Source organism: Vibrio sp. FF145, from assembly GCF_041439075.1.
Taxonomy (GTDB): Bacteria; Pseudomonadota; Gammaproteobacteria; order Enterobacterales; family Vibrionaceae; genus Vibrio; species Vibrio tasmaniensis_A.
The window spans coordinates 19,339-34,262 of record NZ_JBGONH010000030.1 but is presented as its reverse complement, the minus strand read 5'-3'; the positions used below and the strand labels follow the sequence as shown (position 1 = coordinate 34,262).

Sequence of the window (14,924 nt, the reverse complement as noted above, 5' to 3'; positions counted from 1 at the left end):
GCATGAGTATTTCAAATATGACTATTTCAAACAGCAGCATGACTCGCCTTCGTAAGGTGATGTCTGTGATTTCTATTGTGCTGTTCATGAGCTCTGTGATGCTGGTGGCAGTGAAAGGTTTTAACTGGGGCTTGGACTTTACTGGCGGTGTGGTTGCCGAGGTTCAGCTCTCTGATCAAGTAACCAAAGATGCGTTAAAAACCAAACTTGATACGGCTTTCCAACAAGACGTACAAGTGGTTGGTATGGCAGAACAGGATCGCTGGACAATTCGTTACAGTCAACTGACAGACGCTCCACAGCCAAACTTAGTGGATGCTTTGTCTTCTGTAAGTGACCAAGTAAAAGTGCTTAACAGCAGCGTGGTTGGCCCTCAAGTGGGTCAAGACATGGTTGACCAAGGTGGCTTGGCGGTATTGGTGTGTTTCCTAATGATCATGCTGTACCTGAGTGTACGATTTGAATGGCGTTTGGCGTTGGGTGCTCTTGCTGCGATCATCTATGACGTGACGCTTATCTTAGGTTTGTTCGCTTTTACTCAGTTTGAGTTCAACCTGACTGTATTAGCGGCCGTGCTAGCGATTCTCGGTTACTCATTGAATGACTCGATCATCATCGCCGACCGTGTACGCGAAATGCTGCGCGGCAACCCAAACGGTGATACTGATAACCTGCTCAATGAATCGGTTAAAGCGACCTTCTCACGCACCATGGTGACTTCAGGAACAACGCTAATTACCGTATCAGCGCTTTGGCTACTGGGTGGCGCTGCGCTGCAAGGTTTCGCTATTGCACTCGTGGTTGGTATTGTCAGCGGTACGTGGTCCTCCATTTCAGTAGGCATCACCCTACCTAAATTACTTGGATTGCAGCCTTGTCACTATCAGGTGAAACCAGTAGTAGAAGTTGAGGGTGAGTATCCTTAGTTTCCTGATTGCTTAAGTTTTCTAATTAGATAGCGCTCAGCCTTAGTCCTCATTGACTAACGAGTGAGTTCAGCAAAGCCTTTCGTTTGTAGCAAGACGAAGGGCTTTATTTTTATAAGAGTCAGTCAGTTAGTTAAAAGAGAGGCTATTTCAAAAAATAATGGATTGAGCAGGCAAGCCCTCATTATATGAAGTATGTTTATATGACGTCAGTAGAAATGAGGCAAGGGAATGGAATATCGACATCAATGTCATGTAGGCGACCACGGTGATGCACTCAAGCATCCAGTATTGAGTGCACTGGTTAAATCATTAATGCAGCAACACTCTCGCCTCAATGTTATCGACACGCATTCAGGCACAGGGTGTTATGACCTCACTACAGCGCCAAGCAATCACGCCGGTGAGTTCGCTGAAGGGGTCGGGTACTTGTGGCGAAACAAAGCTTATCTTCCTCCAGCATTCGCTTCTTTTATGTCGGTGCTGGAATACTACAATCCGAATCAACTTATCTCTCTCTATCCGGGCTCAGCAGCCATCACTTACCAACAAGGCCGCAGCCAAGACAGTTTCTATTTTTCAGACATTCAGCAAGATGAAGCTGATTTACTGCAAACTAATATTGAGACGTTACAACGTGACCTCGATGTCTCAAGCAAGCTGACTATTTCCGCGGGTGATGGGCTTAAAGCGTTGCCTGACGACGTAGCAAAACACGATAATCATCACCTGATTGTTATCGATCCTCCCTATGAAACCGATTCTGAATATCTCGCAGTGATCGATGCCTTGGTTAAGGCGTATCAACAATCTGAGACGGTATCTGCACTAATTTGGTACCCGCTTTACACGGATGACAAGAGCTCACTGATTCTGAATCACTGTGTTACTGCAGTGAAAGATGGTTTGCTGCCAAGTCCGATTAAGTCGGAGCTTCGCCTTCGAGACCCGAAAGGGGATGATCGCCTAATCGGCAGTGGTTTGTTGTTATTCAACCCACCACAAGGCATTTCAGGAATAGTCGCAGATACACTTGATTATTTACACCGCCAACTCTCGACCAATGGTGAAGGCTATTGGCAAATGAGAAGCCTATAGATCTGATTTTTATGGGTTTTATGATGATTTTCGAGATGTAGATCGCTAAATCATTTCAATCTGTATGGTTTAAATTGACCAAACTCTAACTTTTATCGATTGATTTATCGCGATGAATCATATAAAAATAGTACATCAATGCGCACAGGTGCATACTAGCTCATAAGTTAAATAATTACCCAAATTAATATCAGATTGTGGTTTACCCCCTAAACTGCATAAGGCTCGCACTAGTCACGCGAGCCTTTCTTTTGCCTGTCGAAAATGTTTACAACAGATTCTCTTCAATTTTTAGTGCTTTCTCGATGAGTTTCGCATTGAAATCTGCAGCTTCCACAGAGTAATGTGCTTTACGATGGCAAGTCGGACAGAGTGCAATTACATTTTCAGGGCAATCAGCTCCACCATCAGCTAACCGTGTCAGGTGATGCACTTCTAGGTAAGGACCTGACTTGGTCTCAAAAGGCGAGTGCACACCACAACCTTCACAAAGCCCATTTGCTCGTTTCTTTGCGTAAAGCTTGATTGCTTCACTGCGGTACTTCACATGCGTGAGTTGTTCTTTGGGGTCAGCTTTAAGTGGCGTTGAAGCTAACGCAATGTCTCGTAATTGCTTCAGAGACTTACTTTTAGTCGGCTTAGTAAGGTATGAGACTTTTGGAGATTTAATGGTATTTCCGACACTTTGTGGGACAATATCTAGATGGAAAACTATTGCATCACGAAGTTGGTCGTTCTTGTCGGGGCGTTGCTCGATGTGATGACAGATGTAGTTGCAAACACCGACGAATCTAACAAAACCAGTAGAGACAGATTCAAATAAGAGAATCTCTTTGAGGTTGTTTTGGTGTTCAAAGATGGCTAAGTTTCCTTTAACCATTTGCATATCACCTTCTTGCCCTTCTCCTGTATATCGGAAAGTGCCGTCTGCACTAAAACCATCAGAGTAGCCAAATTCTTCACCTGCATCGCTAGTGAAGATAAACACATATGGGTGAGCCGCCGGCGTAGCGATACCGCCATATTGCTGACCTTTGTAATGACCGTGTATATCTGCACGTCGATTGTAAACCTGTCCTACATTGAACAATGGAGAGTCCTCATTTATCCGTTTAAACTTTAATTGTTATTGATATTTTTATAATTTAAATTTCATATAAAATTCAAATATAACAGTGGTTTAAGTGAAAATATGCAAGTGAATTTTCGAGTGTAAAAAGGTATCGGTTCGGTCACGTTTCTAAAGAGGCAAGCCTGCAGGACTCATGCAGGCTTGGTGTTTGTTTAATGCTTTATCACTACAACGCTGGGTAATCGGTATAGCCTTTTTCGTTGCCGCCGAACAGAGTGGCGCCGTCGAGATCGGATAGTTCGTTGCCGTTTTGTAAGCGTGATACGAGATCTGGATTCGCAACGAATGGGCGACCAAATGCGACAAGGTCAGCGTAGCCTTTGCTTAACACTTCTTCGGCGCGTTCTGGTGTGTAGCTGCCAGCGACGATGATTGTGTTAGAGAATAGTTCTCTTAGCTCTACACGGAAGCTTTCAGGTATCACAGGCGCGTCATCCCAATCGGCTTCTGAAAGGTGCAGATAAGCGATATTACGAGCTTGCAGTTCCTTTGACGCTTCTAAAATCGTTGGCACGATGTCTGGACAATTCATGTCTTTGAAGGTGATGAACGGGGCTAAACGTACACCCACTTTATCGGCACCAATCGCATCAATGACTGCATCCACTACTTCGATTAGAAAACGAAGTCGGTTCTCGCGGCTGCCGCCATAGTTGTCGGTGCGCTTGTTTGAATTTGTTCTTAAGAATTGATCGATAAGGTAGCCATTACCACCGTGGATCTCGACGCCATTGAACCCTGCCTCGACCGCTTTTTTTGCTGATTCCGCAAAATCTTGAACCACACGATCGATATCGGCTTGGGTCATTTCTCTTGGTTGAATGCAATCAACCATGTTGCCGTTTCCATTCTCATCAGCAATCCAAACCTGAGTTTCTACCGGAGCCAGTGCTGAAGGTGCAATCGGCAACTCGCCTTTTTGGAAGGTTGGATGAGACACGCGCCCCACATGCCATAGTTGGCAGAATATCGCAGCGCCTTGTTCTTTAGCGGCAGAGGTGACACCTTGCCAACCTTCCACTTGTTCGCGTGTGTAAACGCCGGGTGTGAATGAGTATCCTTGAGAGTCATCTGAGATTTGTGTCGCTTCAGTGATGATGAGTCCAGCACTCGCTCGTTGTTGGTAGTAAGTCGCCATCATTTCATTTGGCACGTTTCCAGGTTGGCTTGTACGAGCGCGTGTCATGGGGGCCATAACCACACGGTTTTGTAGTTCTAGATCTTTGAGTTCTGCTGTTTCGAATAATTTGCTCATGGTATTTACCTTGTGTCGGTCATGTGTTGATTGATTTAGCGTGCGGTGGTCACTATTTCGATTCCGCAGGGCTGAAGATAGAGTCGTTTTGTGGCTTTTCAGCTCGGTTGGCTTTTGCAATAAGCAACAAACCAATCACTGGGACAACAACGGCTGCGAATGGAATCATTCCTGCGCCTAGTTGGCTGTCGAGTACCATGCCGCCTAAGAAGCCACCGAAGGCATTGGCCAAGTTAAACGCTGAGATATTCGCGGTTGCTGCTAGCTCTTGGCCTTCGCCACCGTGGTTCATTACTCGAAGCTGCATAGCAGGAACGTTCGCAAATGATGCAATACCAAAGACAAATGCAGCTGCAACGAATAGGATTTTGTTGTCTACAACAAGGCCAACTACCACCAATGAAATGATCATCGCGATAGCCCAAAACATTGAAGCTTTGCCTAGGTTTTTATCTGAAGAGCGTCCGCCCAAGGTGTTACCGATGATTAAGCCAATACCCACTATCACTAAGATCCAAGTCACTGATTCTTGACTGTAACCTGTGATGTGCATGGCGATTGGCGCAAGGTAGCCGTAAAGCGTCATGAAGCCAGACCAAGCAAAAGCGGTGATTGCTAAGCTGATCAGTAACATTGGATTTTTGAACGCTAGAAGCTGAGTTTTGATGTCCTTCGCTTCACTGTGACCTGTCGACTTAATCGAAGTCAGAATGGCAAGCATCGCGATAGTGCCAAGTGCTGCCACGGTAAAGAAAGTGGTGTGCCAACCGAATTGCAAGCTGACCCATGTACCAGCTGGAACGCCAAGAACGTTAGCGAGTGTTAAGCCTGCGAACATCTGGCCAACGGCACGACCTGCCATTTTTTCAGACACTAAGTTGGTTGCAACAACCGCACCGATACCATAAAAAGGGCCTTGCACTAAGCCTGCGATAACACGGCTGGCAAGTAGAAGTGGGTAGCTAGGAGCAAGGGCTGATAAGACATTACCGATGATGAACAGTGCCATTAAGCCAATCAGCACCATCTTCTTGTTAAAACGTGCTAGGTAGATGGTTAAGATCGGGCCGCCGATAACGATAGCCAACGCGTAAGCACTGATAAGGTAGCCAGCTTGACCTTCTGTGATTGAAAGTGATGTGGCGATCTGTGGAAGAATGCCTGCGATAACAAACTCAGCCGTGCCGATTGCAAATGCAGCGAGTGTCAGTATCCAAACTTGGAATGGAATCTTTTCTTTATGGGTAGTTTCTTTATGGATAGTTTCTTGGTGGACAGTTTCTTGTTTCATGATGATCTACCTATGTAAATTCTTGTTTGTTAGGACGTGAGATACACGCCCTAACGATTGTTCTTTATGTCTTTGCTTCTTTGCGGAGTGTTAGCCGAGTAGAGCGCCGCCATCGATATCGATGATTGACCCAGTGACGTATGGGTTATTAATTGCGAACAGGTAACCCATGGCTATCTCTGAAGGCTCGCCAACCTTGCCTGCGGGTAGGTTGTTTTTGGCGTTGTCGTACATGCTTGTACGAGCGGAATCGTCCATGTTTTTGTAGGCTTCCGTCATGGTTAAACCCGGGCTAACGGCATTGACTCGAATGGGGGATAGCTCTTTCGCCAGTATTTTGGTTACGCTTTCTAGTGCGGCGTTGATGGCGGTTTTTACGTAAGTGCCTGCCACAACCTTGCGTGACAACATGCCAGTTGTGAACGTGATAGAGCCGTTTGGTGTCATGTAACGAGCGGCATGTTTGGCTACGTTTAAGCTGCCCCAAAACTTAGTGTCAAAAGCTGTCTTAGCGTCTGCGGTTGCTACGTCTGTTACTTTTCCTGCGGGAGCGGATGAGCCAGCCGTTACGATTAAGTGGTCAAACACGCCAATCGATTCGAAGTATTCACAAATCGACTTTTCATCCGTGATATCAACGCCGGTGTGTCGGCTGGCAATATGTACCGTGTTGTTCTCGTTTCTTAGTTGCATCGCTAGTGCTTTGCCGATACCTGATGTGCCACCAATGATGACGAAAGTGTGTTTCTCTTGTTTAGTCGATTCGTTAGTCATGCTCTGAATTCCTGCGTTGTTCTGTTGATGTTTGCCATTATATTTATTCGACTAAATTTGATAATTGGTTAAAATATAAATTCATTATTCGGATTGGCTGAATAGTAGGAGAGGTGAATGGACAAGTTTTCAGATATGGCGATGTTCGTGAGCATTGTTAAGCATCATGGGTTAGCTGCGGCGGGGCGAGAGTTAGGGCTTTCTCCTGCGACCATGACAGCAAGGCTTCAGGCGTTGGAGGAGCGTTATGGTGTGAAGCTGCTGAACCGAAGCACAAGACATGTGTCTCTAACTGACTCTGGGGAGCTGTATCACAAGGCGTGTCTGGAGATATTGGATAATGTCAGCGAGGCTGAAAACCTTATTCAAAATGGCGTCAAAGAGGTTAAAGGCCCACTAAAGATTGCAGCACCTAAAGACATCGGAAAGCAGTACATTCTTCCTATTCTGTCGGAGTTTTGTCAGCAGTATCCAGACGTTATTCCCTACCTGTACTTGAACGATAACCTATCGAATATCGCCGAATCAGGCATGGACATCGTGATCCGCTACGGTGAATTGGTTGATAGTAGTTTGATCTCTAGACGCTTATCACCAAGTCGACGAGTGCTATGTGCGTCCCCAGAATATCTCGCCAAACACGGCACGCCGATCAAGCCACAAGATTTGGTTGAACATGACTGTTTGGCTATGCTGCGTAGCAATGAAGAGCTCAAGACATGGCACTTTCAAGATCATGATATGAAGAAGGCTGTGACGGTTGTGCCGAAGCGCTTTTCAGACGATGGCGAAGTGATTCGATACTGGGCATTGCAAGGAGAAGGGATTGCGTTGAAGTCGGTACTCGATGTGCAAGATGACATCAATAACCAACGCCTTGTGACGCTACTTAATGGCTACATGAAGAACTTCAACACCTCGACGTCAGTATCGAGCGCCGACTTGAATGTGGTGTACATCAGCAAGAAATATCAGCCGAAACGTATTCGGCTGTTTTTGGATTTTCTGTTTGATAATTTTAATGACTTGGTCGAGAAATCAGGCAGAGATTAATTATCGTTAATCTATTGAAAATGAAACCTCAATGACGATAGATCTATAGTGCCTTTGAAGCTTTATTGATCAAATAAACTTTATTACCGAATTGCAGTTTACCCCCTAAGTTGCATCTGGCTCGCATTAGTCACGCGAGCCTTTCTTTTTTTTGGCGATAAGTATTTGGTTTACGATAATATTTATCTCCGATAAAGGGGGAAGTATGAAAATACTAATTATCGAAGATGACACCACCACAAGAGAATTTGTGGCCAAAGGTCTTGAAGAACATGGTTATGCGGTCGACCAAGCAGAAGATGGCAAAAAAGGCTTAATGATGGCGTTAAGCTCCGAGTATCAACTGGTGATTCTTGATCGCATGTTACCGTATTTGGATGGAATGAAAGTTCTCTCTGCAATCAAAGCGACAGAAGAAAATTTACCGGTATTAATTTTGAGTGCCATGGACAGCGTGGAAGATCGCGTGAATGGCCTTCAAGCAGGAAGTGATGATTATCTGATAAAACCTTTTGCTCTGGCTGAGCTTGTTGCACGCGTAGATATCATTATCAATAGAACTAAACGTCAGTCCGTTACTGAGACAAATTTGATATATGACTGCTTAGAAATCGATTTACGCGCTCATAGAGTAGTGTGTAAAAATCAAGATCTCCAATTGCAACCCAAAGAGTTTCAACTGATTCAGTATTTCGTTGAGCACAGTGAGCAAGTTGTTTCAAGAATGCGCTTGTTTGAGGCGATTTGGAGCTACCACTTTGACCCGAAAACCAATGTCATTGATGTTCATGTCGCCAATTTAAGAAGGAAGCTTGAAGAGGCAGGTTGCCCTGATTTGCTTCATACAGTGAGAGGGGCTGGTTATGTCCTTCGTCGATGATTACTCCCTCACTCGCTCCTCTGTATTTAAGATTCTAGTCGGTTTGTTTGTGTTGGTGACAGTGATTAATGTCATCGTGATTAGGCAGGTATACAAAGACTCAGATGCGTTCCATCGGGCACAACTCATTCGACAGCTGCAAGATGAGTCATCCGAATTCAGTTATGCAGCCAATCAAAGTAAAGAGGACGTTGAAAGGTTACTTGCCGTAAAGCAAACATCCGACACTAATTTTTACTATCGCCTTTCTGAGCGAACAAGCCCTTTACTAACCACGTCTTATCCTGTTGTTTCGCTTATGTCTGAAACCGCCAACATTAGCATTGGAGATACGCATCGCTTGGTGATTGGTATTGATAGACAGGCGGTAGAAGAGTATCGAAAAACTCTAATCCCGATTGTATTTTCGGGCATTGTACTTCCTATTGCCGTTATGCTGATCGCGGCTCTGTTTTTTACGGTTCTGATCTTAAAGCGTTTAGAAAGAGTCAACCAAGCGATGAATCGAGTGCTGTGTGGTGAAAAAAGCGTAAAAATCCCTGTTTCCAAACAAGACGATGAATTTGATATTTTGGCGATCCATCTCAACTTCATGATTGAGCAAATGGCTAAAAATGAAGAGTCATTGAAGTCGTTAACAGTAGGCATGGCTCACGATATGCGCACTCCCATGGCTCGGCTAAAGTTACGCTTAGAAGAGGTATTATCGGATTCAACATTGACCGACGAACATCAAGAGCAATTCTCGGCTTGCCATGATGAGTTGGAACTCATTCTATCGCTATTCAATAGCATGTTAGAGATCACTAAGCTGAATAGCGGTCAAACGTTGATCGCCACAGAGCGTGTAGATCTTGGGAAAATAGCTCAAGATGCGATCGAGTTTATCAGCCCTATTGCTGAAATGAAGCAACAGAGTTTGGTTTGTCGGCTAGACCAAGAGTGCGAAGTATTGGGGGATAAAAGCCTACTGTTTAGGGCTGTCTTCAACTTGGTTGAAAATGCAGTGAAATACACACCGGAAAAGGGCGAAATTGAAGTGGTGGTTGATTACTTTGGTGTCACGGTGGCGGACAACGGTATCGGGATATCAGATAAAGACAAGATGAATGTGTGTCGGCCTATGTTCCGTGCTGATAAAAGTAGAACGGAATTTGGCAATGGCCTTGGCTTGTCTCTGGTTGATGCCGTAGTAAAGCGTCACCATGCCCATCTTATTTTAAGAGATAACACCCCAGGATTAAGGGCTCGCCTCTATTTTGAACGTTAACTTTAGTGGATGTTTGTAGGCTGCCCAACACCTTAATCCTTATTGTAGCTTTATCTTTGCGTAAAAGCTTTAAGGATGTTATCCACTACGGAGTTACTTTCTAAATAGTACTCTAACGAAACGTATGGGGATTTTTCATAAACCGAGCATGAAGCACCAACTCGCAAATCTCCAACCATTTTCGAGTAGCTCGACTTGCCAGGCTCAAATTGAAATACTGGATAGTGCTCCTGAAATTTTTCTATTAAGGAACCTAATGCAGCAATACACTCATCCTTACTAATAAAAGCTCGCTCAACTTTAACTCGCCCCACCAATTCAGACTCGTTATCTATTGTAACTTCGAAGTCTGATAGAAAACTAAGCTTAGTTTCGTTCTCAAGCGCTAAAGGCACTCGAAAGTTAGTAACTGGGCTATCAGTTGTAATATTGAAATTCTCCAGAGGTTTCACTGGGAAAGAACTGGCAACTTTGACTTCAAATAAAGGTAAACCTTCACCTTGAATCACTGTATCTCGTTCAGCAGAGTTGAAACCACCACCCAACATGAAACCGGGGATAATCATGCATACCATGACTAAAGCTATTTGTATCTTGTTCATCTGATTCCTTTAACTATGGATAAAGCTCAGTTAAATGCATGCTAATTGAGGTACTTCTGCCAATGTTGCTGACCTTTCAAAACTACCCTGTAATCTTCGTAGTCCAAAGAACTATAGAGATTTTTAGCTGCAACATTATCATTACTGACCTCTAGTGTGATTTTTAGGTAATCATTATCACGACAATACTGTTCGATACCATTCAGTTGCGCCTTGCCAACACCTTTACCACGAAAGCTATCCGACACCATAAAGTCATGGATATTCATCACCCTTTGCGCACGATAAGTTGAGAACGACTCAAAACAAACCGCAAAACCGGCAGGCTTGTTGTCGACAAAACTGATGAATCCGTGGAAATAAGGCAATGCAAACAGCTGAGCAATTACGGAGGGATCTAGTTCAACTGAGAATCCAGATAGATACTCTCTGAATAAAGTTTCGAATATACCTTTATCCCCAATGCTTTCTGTTTCGATACGACTCGTTGTGATTTTCATATTTATTTCCACCAAAGCACATAACACCTGTATAAAACGAGAACAAGCCATACTCTTGTAACAATGGTCACTCACTGGAGTAACTCCATGACTTAAAATGCCACAAACCCTTTAAAAACAACATTTACCAACTTGAGGCAGCAAGGTGAACGACCCGAGACAAATTGATGCTGATTCTAGTGCAGTTCGGCGCTTCACCACCTATGAACTCTAGTCGTTATCATGAGATACCACGTGTCGGAGTAACTCGTCCCACATAGCCGAAAGATACGAAAAATAACTAGCTGGTTGATAAGATTGCTATCGCAACCTTATCTTGGCCTCGCTCGCCTTGAGAAAAGCCTCAAAGCGATGTGCCCTTCAAATGCAATTGTACAATTTACTTAATAAAGTGGCTTCGGGCTTGTTCAACACTCGGGATTTAGTGTTGGCTGCGCAACACCCTATTCCTTATTTATTAGCTATGTAGTCAATTTTTTCAATTTAGCCTCTTTAACTAGCCTTTTACTTTCTAGTTTAGCAATCGCCTCTTGATAGTTTTTAAGGTTGTCATATCTTTTCCACCAACGATATGCGACGCCGACAAACGCAGACCAAAGAGTAAGTGAAGCGATTTGTGGAATGCGTAAAAGGTTTCCTAGACCAGCCAGATCAAATGCAAGTGGTATTAAGTTAGCCAAGCCGAAAAGAAAAAACATGGCAAAGATTCCTTTGAAAGACGAGCGGCTCATTTCAACACTAGACTTTCTGATTTTTCCAAGATGTTCGATTTCAAAGTCGATAAGATCAATGTCATCTTTGAGGCTCTTAGCTCTCGACTTTTTAAATACTGCAACAACAAACATCACTATTACAGTCCCTAAAATACCAATAAGCAGACTCTTAACATCCGTCTCGTTCATACTATCATTTTTCCTTAAATAGCTAACGCTCGCCATAATACGCCACAACACATTACGACAATGTTGATAGACCACCAAAAACACCAAAGCCAATTAATACCTAAAATGCCGAGCGTTGGTGGTGTTTTAATAGACTTGTTAGTCCTATTTTGATGCTAAGAATGCAATGCCCGCAGCAAGGCACGTAGCTATAGCCACATTTTTAACAGGACTTTGCTCTGTTGGGGTAAGCATTGAAGCCAGAGCAGCAGCACCGCCAGCAGCTTGGACAACTGAATTGTCTGATTTCAGTAATGCACCAACACCAATTGCTGAGATTAAATATTTTTGTACTTGAGTGCTTTCTTTCTCTAGGCCACACGACGTCCTTACAAAGTGCTCACAGTTCTCTGAGAATAGGTTGTAAGGGATACCTAAGTACTTTCTCGCTGTTTGTACCGCTAACGTTGGATTGTCCGGTTTTATAGAGCTTATTTGGATACTTTTATTATCAGCGAAAGAGGTTAATTCTATTTCTTCAACTCGGTGGAATGTTTTAGAATTATGGATAACAGTATCATTACCAACGTAAATGCCGTAATGCTTAAAACCTGTATATTGAATTTTTAATACTTGCCCTAGTTCATACATCGTTGACTTCCTTATATTCACACAACATATATGAACATGAGGTCGTATTGGGGTGATTCAAGGCTGGAGTTCAAAAATAGGGCTAACATTTTAATATCGCGCGGGCACGAATTCATCCGCTCAACATATCAAGATTGTTGCTTATTGCCAGTTGGGTGCTATGTCTATGACATAAAGCAGTTCTATTGTTTAAGTACTAAACCGTGACCGTGCAAGCACATAATACCGCTGTCGTAAGGCATGTCATCACTCCGAAATGGCCTTTGAATTCTCGATTAATCAACGTCTTAAAAGCGGTTGTTCGTCCTATCCATGCCTATCGTCAAGAGCCCGTCTTTTTCGCTCCCATAATCTCTTTACGCTGCGAGTGCAAAAAAGCCAAAGCGAATCGCTTTGGCCTGAGTGCTTTAATGTGAATCGCAACGTGTGCTGTGTTTTAGCGATGCAGGGGTTAACTCGGAAGTGGGACCGATGTTAGGTCTTGGCTTTTAGGGATTTGACTCATCGCATGAGCGATCTCCTCTGCCTCTGTGCCAATAATAACCTGAAGGTTGTTAGCCCCAATTTTTACCACGCCCATTGCGCCAATCGCTTTCAGTGTCGCTTCATCAACAATGCTGATGTCTTTAAGTGTTAAGCGCAGTCTTGTGATACATGAATCGATACTGGTTAGATTCGCATGTCCACCTAGCGCTTTTAAGTATTGCGCCGCTTTCTCATTCGATGAAACTTGGTTTACTTCTGCTACGTCCACATCTTCACGTCCCGGTGTTTTGAGATCGAATTTTAAGATAGCGAAGCGGAATATTGAGTAGTAAATCGTCGCAAAGAAAATACCTTGAAGTATCAACATGTAAGGTTTTACTGCGAGTGGAAGATTGTAAGACAACACGAAGTCAATCAAACCGCCACTGAAGGTAAAGCCAGCGATCCACTGCATGCTAGCAGCAATGTATAGCGACATAGCGGCAAGAAGCGCGTGAATAACATAAAGTACCGGTGCCACGAACATGAAGGCAAACTCAATCGGTTCTGTTACGCCAGTTAAGATAGCGGTTAACGCTGAAGCGCCAAGAATACCGCCGACTTTCTTTTTGTTTTCTGGTTTTGCACAGTGGTACATCGCTAAACATGCCGCTGGTAAGCCATAACCCATAACAGGGAAGAAGCCACCTTGATAAATACCCGTTACACCGAGTTCACCGGTGCCCGACCAGAATTTAGAAATGTCATTGATGCCCACTAAATCGAATAGGAAAACTTGGTTAAGTGCGTGGTGCAAGCCAACAGGAATAAGTAAGCGGTTAAAGAAACCATAGAGGCCAGCGCCTGTCGCACCCATCTCAGAAATAGAGATGCCGAACTCAACCAGTGCTCCGTAGACGACAGGCCACACATAAACCATGACTAAGCTGATACTAATCGCGGCCAGAGATGTGATGATTGGAACGAAACGCTTGCCGCCAAAGAACCCAAGAACAGCAGGCAGTTTTATGGTGTGGAATCGGTTATATAGAGTGGCGGCGACAATACCTATCATGATGCCAGTGAATGCACTTACCGCTGCATTGGAGGCGATAAGTTCAGATGCGCTCATTTGGTCGACAGGGACACCGGTGATTTGTGAGATAACATTCACGTTACCCACGATCATTTCCACGATGAGCAGACCTAATAGGCCAGATAGAGCAGCAGCGCCGTTATTGTCTTTCGCTAAACCATAAGCGACACCAACCGCGAATAACCACGCTTGGTTATCCATAATGCCTTTGCCACCGTATACGAGTATGGTTGCTAAAGCGCTGTTAGCTCCCCAACCTGATGGGTCAAGGGCATAACCTAGCCCTAGCATCAAACCACCAGCAGGCAGTACGGCGATCGGCACCATCAGTGCTTTGCCGATTTTTTGTAAGTATCCAAGTATATTCACGTTTTTTCTCTCTCTATTTTTATTGATAGAGAGAGCTTACTTGCATAAGGATTAAGGATCGGTTGTGCTTAGATTAACGATTATTAATGTAGGGCGATGTCGTTGTAAAACTGAGAACTATTGAAGATTTTATGGATAAGTTGATTGTTCTAAAAATGCTAAATTCAAAGCTTGGTTACGGACAAGGTAAATGGTTCTCGTTAAGATAGTTCGATACAAGGACTTGATGGAGAGAGAAATGAAAGTAGTCGGTAACACGGTTATCCAACCTTTTCACAAAGCAACCTGCCACTGCGGTGCAGTTGAGTTAGAACTCAGCCTACCTAACGGAATAGAAAAGCCGCGCCGTTGTGATTGTTCTATCTGCCGTCGTAGAGGGGCGATTGTGGGTTCTGTGGCGTTGGATGGTATTAAGATTTTGAAAGGCGCTGAGCATCTTAAGCTTTATCAATTCAATACCAACACCGCGAAACATTACTTCTGTTCAAACTGCGGTATCTATACCCATCACCAACGCCGTTCAAGCCCAAATGAATATGGTTTTAACATCGGTTGTTTGGAAGGGGTGAACCCTTTTGATATCGGCGATGTGGTGACTAACGATGGTGTCAATCACCCAGCTGATCGCTAAATAACTTGTCGTTTGAGAACCAATTATTTGATAACTAATGGATAGAGGAA

15 protein-coding genes are annotated in these 14,924 nt (G+C 44.0%); 6 read left to right on the top strand and 9 right to left on the bottom strand.

What is annotated here, in order from left to right; translation table 11 throughout:
- Positions 1–2 precede the first annotated feature (2 nt).
- Together secF and rlmJ are read left to right on the top strand one after the other, a co-directional pair.
- On the top strand, positions 3–926 hold the full coding sequence (secF, locus tag ACED42_RS12735; protein ID WP_012601256.1) for a protein translocase subunit SecF: 924 nt from the start codon (positions 3–5) through the stop codon (positions 924–926).
- Positions 927–1,157: 231 nt separating this feature from the next.
- On the top strand, positions 1,158–2,024 hold the full coding sequence (gene rlmJ, locus ACED42_RS12730) for a 23S rRNA (adenine(2030)-N(6))-methyltransferase RlmJ (protein WP_371702791.1): 867 nt from the start codon (positions 1,158–1,160) through the stop codon (positions 2,022–2,024).
- Positions 2,025–2,292: 268 nt separating this feature from the next.
- Here the strand turns inward: rlmJ and ACED42_RS12725 are convergent, their stop codons facing one another.
- The 4 genes from ACED42_RS12725 to ACED42_RS12710 form a co-directional block, all read right to left on the bottom strand.
- Positions 2,293–3,114, bottom strand: coding sequence for an HNH endonuclease (locus ACED42_RS12725; RefSeq protein ID WP_371702789.1), 822 nt, complete (start codon positions 3,112–3,114; stop codon positions 2,293–2,295).
- A 208-nt stretch (positions 3,115–3,322) separates the two neighbouring features.
- Positions 3,323–4,411, bottom strand: coding sequence for an alkene reductase (locus ACED42_RS12720; RefSeq protein WP_371702787.1), 1,089 nt, complete (start codon positions 4,409–4,411; stop codon positions 3,323–3,325).
- A 52-nt stretch (positions 4,412–4,463) separates the two neighbouring features.
- Positions 4,464–5,702, bottom strand: coding sequence for an MFS transporter (locus ACED42_RS12715; protein WP_371702785.1), 1,239 nt, complete (start codon positions 5,700–5,702; stop codon positions 4,464–4,466).
- 90 nt (positions 5,703–5,792) lie between these two features.
- Positions 5,793–6,476: an SDR family oxidoreductase gene (locus tag ACED42_RS12710; RefSeq protein ID WP_009846068.1), complete on the bottom strand. Its 684-nt coding sequence runs from the start codon at positions 6,474–6,476 to the stop codon at positions 5,793–5,795.
- 117 nt (positions 6,477–6,593) lie between these two features.
- On the opposite strand from ACED42_RS12710, the gene ACED42_RS12705 reads away from it, so the two are divergent.
- The 3 genes from ACED42_RS12705 (at position 6,594) to ACED42_RS12695 (ending at position 9,679) form a co-directional block, all read left to right on the top strand.
- Complete coding sequence (locus ACED42_RS12705) at positions 6,594–7,529, top strand: LysR family transcriptional regulator (RefSeq protein ID WP_012601251.1); 936 nt, start codon at positions 6,594–6,596, stop codon at positions 7,527–7,529.
- 205 nt (positions 7,530–7,734) lie between these two features.
- The gene (locus ACED42_RS12700; RefSeq protein WP_269335360.1) at positions 7,735–8,409 is read left to right on the top strand and encodes a response regulator transcription factor; all 675 of its coding nucleotides are present in this window, start codon (positions 7,735–7,737) and stop codon (positions 8,407–8,409) included.
- Entirely contained in the window at positions 8,393–9,679 is a 1,287-nt protein-coding gene (locus tag ACED42_RS12695; protein WP_371702784.1) for a sensor histidine kinase, read from the top strand. The genes ACED42_RS12700 and ACED42_RS12695 overlap by 17 nt, the downstream gene beginning before the upstream one ends.
- A 50-nt stretch (positions 9,680–9,729) precedes the next feature.
- Here ACED42_RS12695 and ACED42_RS12690 read toward each other — a convergent pair whose 3' ends face one another.
- The 5 genes from ACED42_RS12690 to nagE form a co-directional block, all read right to left on the bottom strand.
- Entirely contained in the window at positions 9,730–10,281 is a 552-nt protein-coding gene (locus tag ACED42_RS12690; RefSeq protein WP_371702782.1) for a hypothetical protein, read from the bottom strand.
- Positions 10,282–10,322: 41 nt separating this feature from the next.
- Entirely contained in the window at positions 10,323–10,781 is a 459-nt protein-coding gene (locus tag ACED42_RS12685) for a GNAT family N-acetyltransferase (RefSeq protein WP_162924253.1), read from the bottom strand.
- 461 nt (positions 10,782–11,242) lie between these two features.
- On the bottom strand, positions 11,243–11,683 hold the full coding sequence (locus ACED42_RS12680; RefSeq protein WP_122046523.1) for a hypothetical protein: 441 nt from the start codon (positions 11,681–11,683) through the stop codon (positions 11,243–11,245).
- Between the two features lie 144 nt (positions 11,684–11,827).
- Positions 11,828–12,313, bottom strand: coding sequence for a lecithin retinol acyltransferase family protein (locus ACED42_RS12675; RefSeq protein WP_122046522.1), 486 nt, complete (start codon positions 12,311–12,313; stop codon positions 11,828–11,830).
- A gap of 451 nt (positions 12,314–12,764) precedes the next feature.
- Positions 12,765–14,243 (bottom strand): N-acetylglucosamine-specific PTS transporter subunit IIBC, encoded by a 1,479-nt coding sequence (gene nagE / locus ACED42_RS12670; protein ID WP_371702780.1) that lies wholly within the window; start codon positions 14,241–14,243, stop codon positions 12,765–12,767.
- Between the two features lie 238 nt (positions 14,244–14,481).
- On the opposite strand from nagE, the gene ACED42_RS12665 reads away from it, so the two are divergent.
- Positions 14,482–14,874: a GFA family protein gene (locus ACED42_RS12665; RefSeq protein ID WP_017070209.1), complete on the top strand. Its 393-nt coding sequence runs from the start codon at positions 14,482–14,484 to the stop codon at positions 14,872–14,874.
- Positions 14,875–14,924 lie beyond the last annotated feature (50 nt).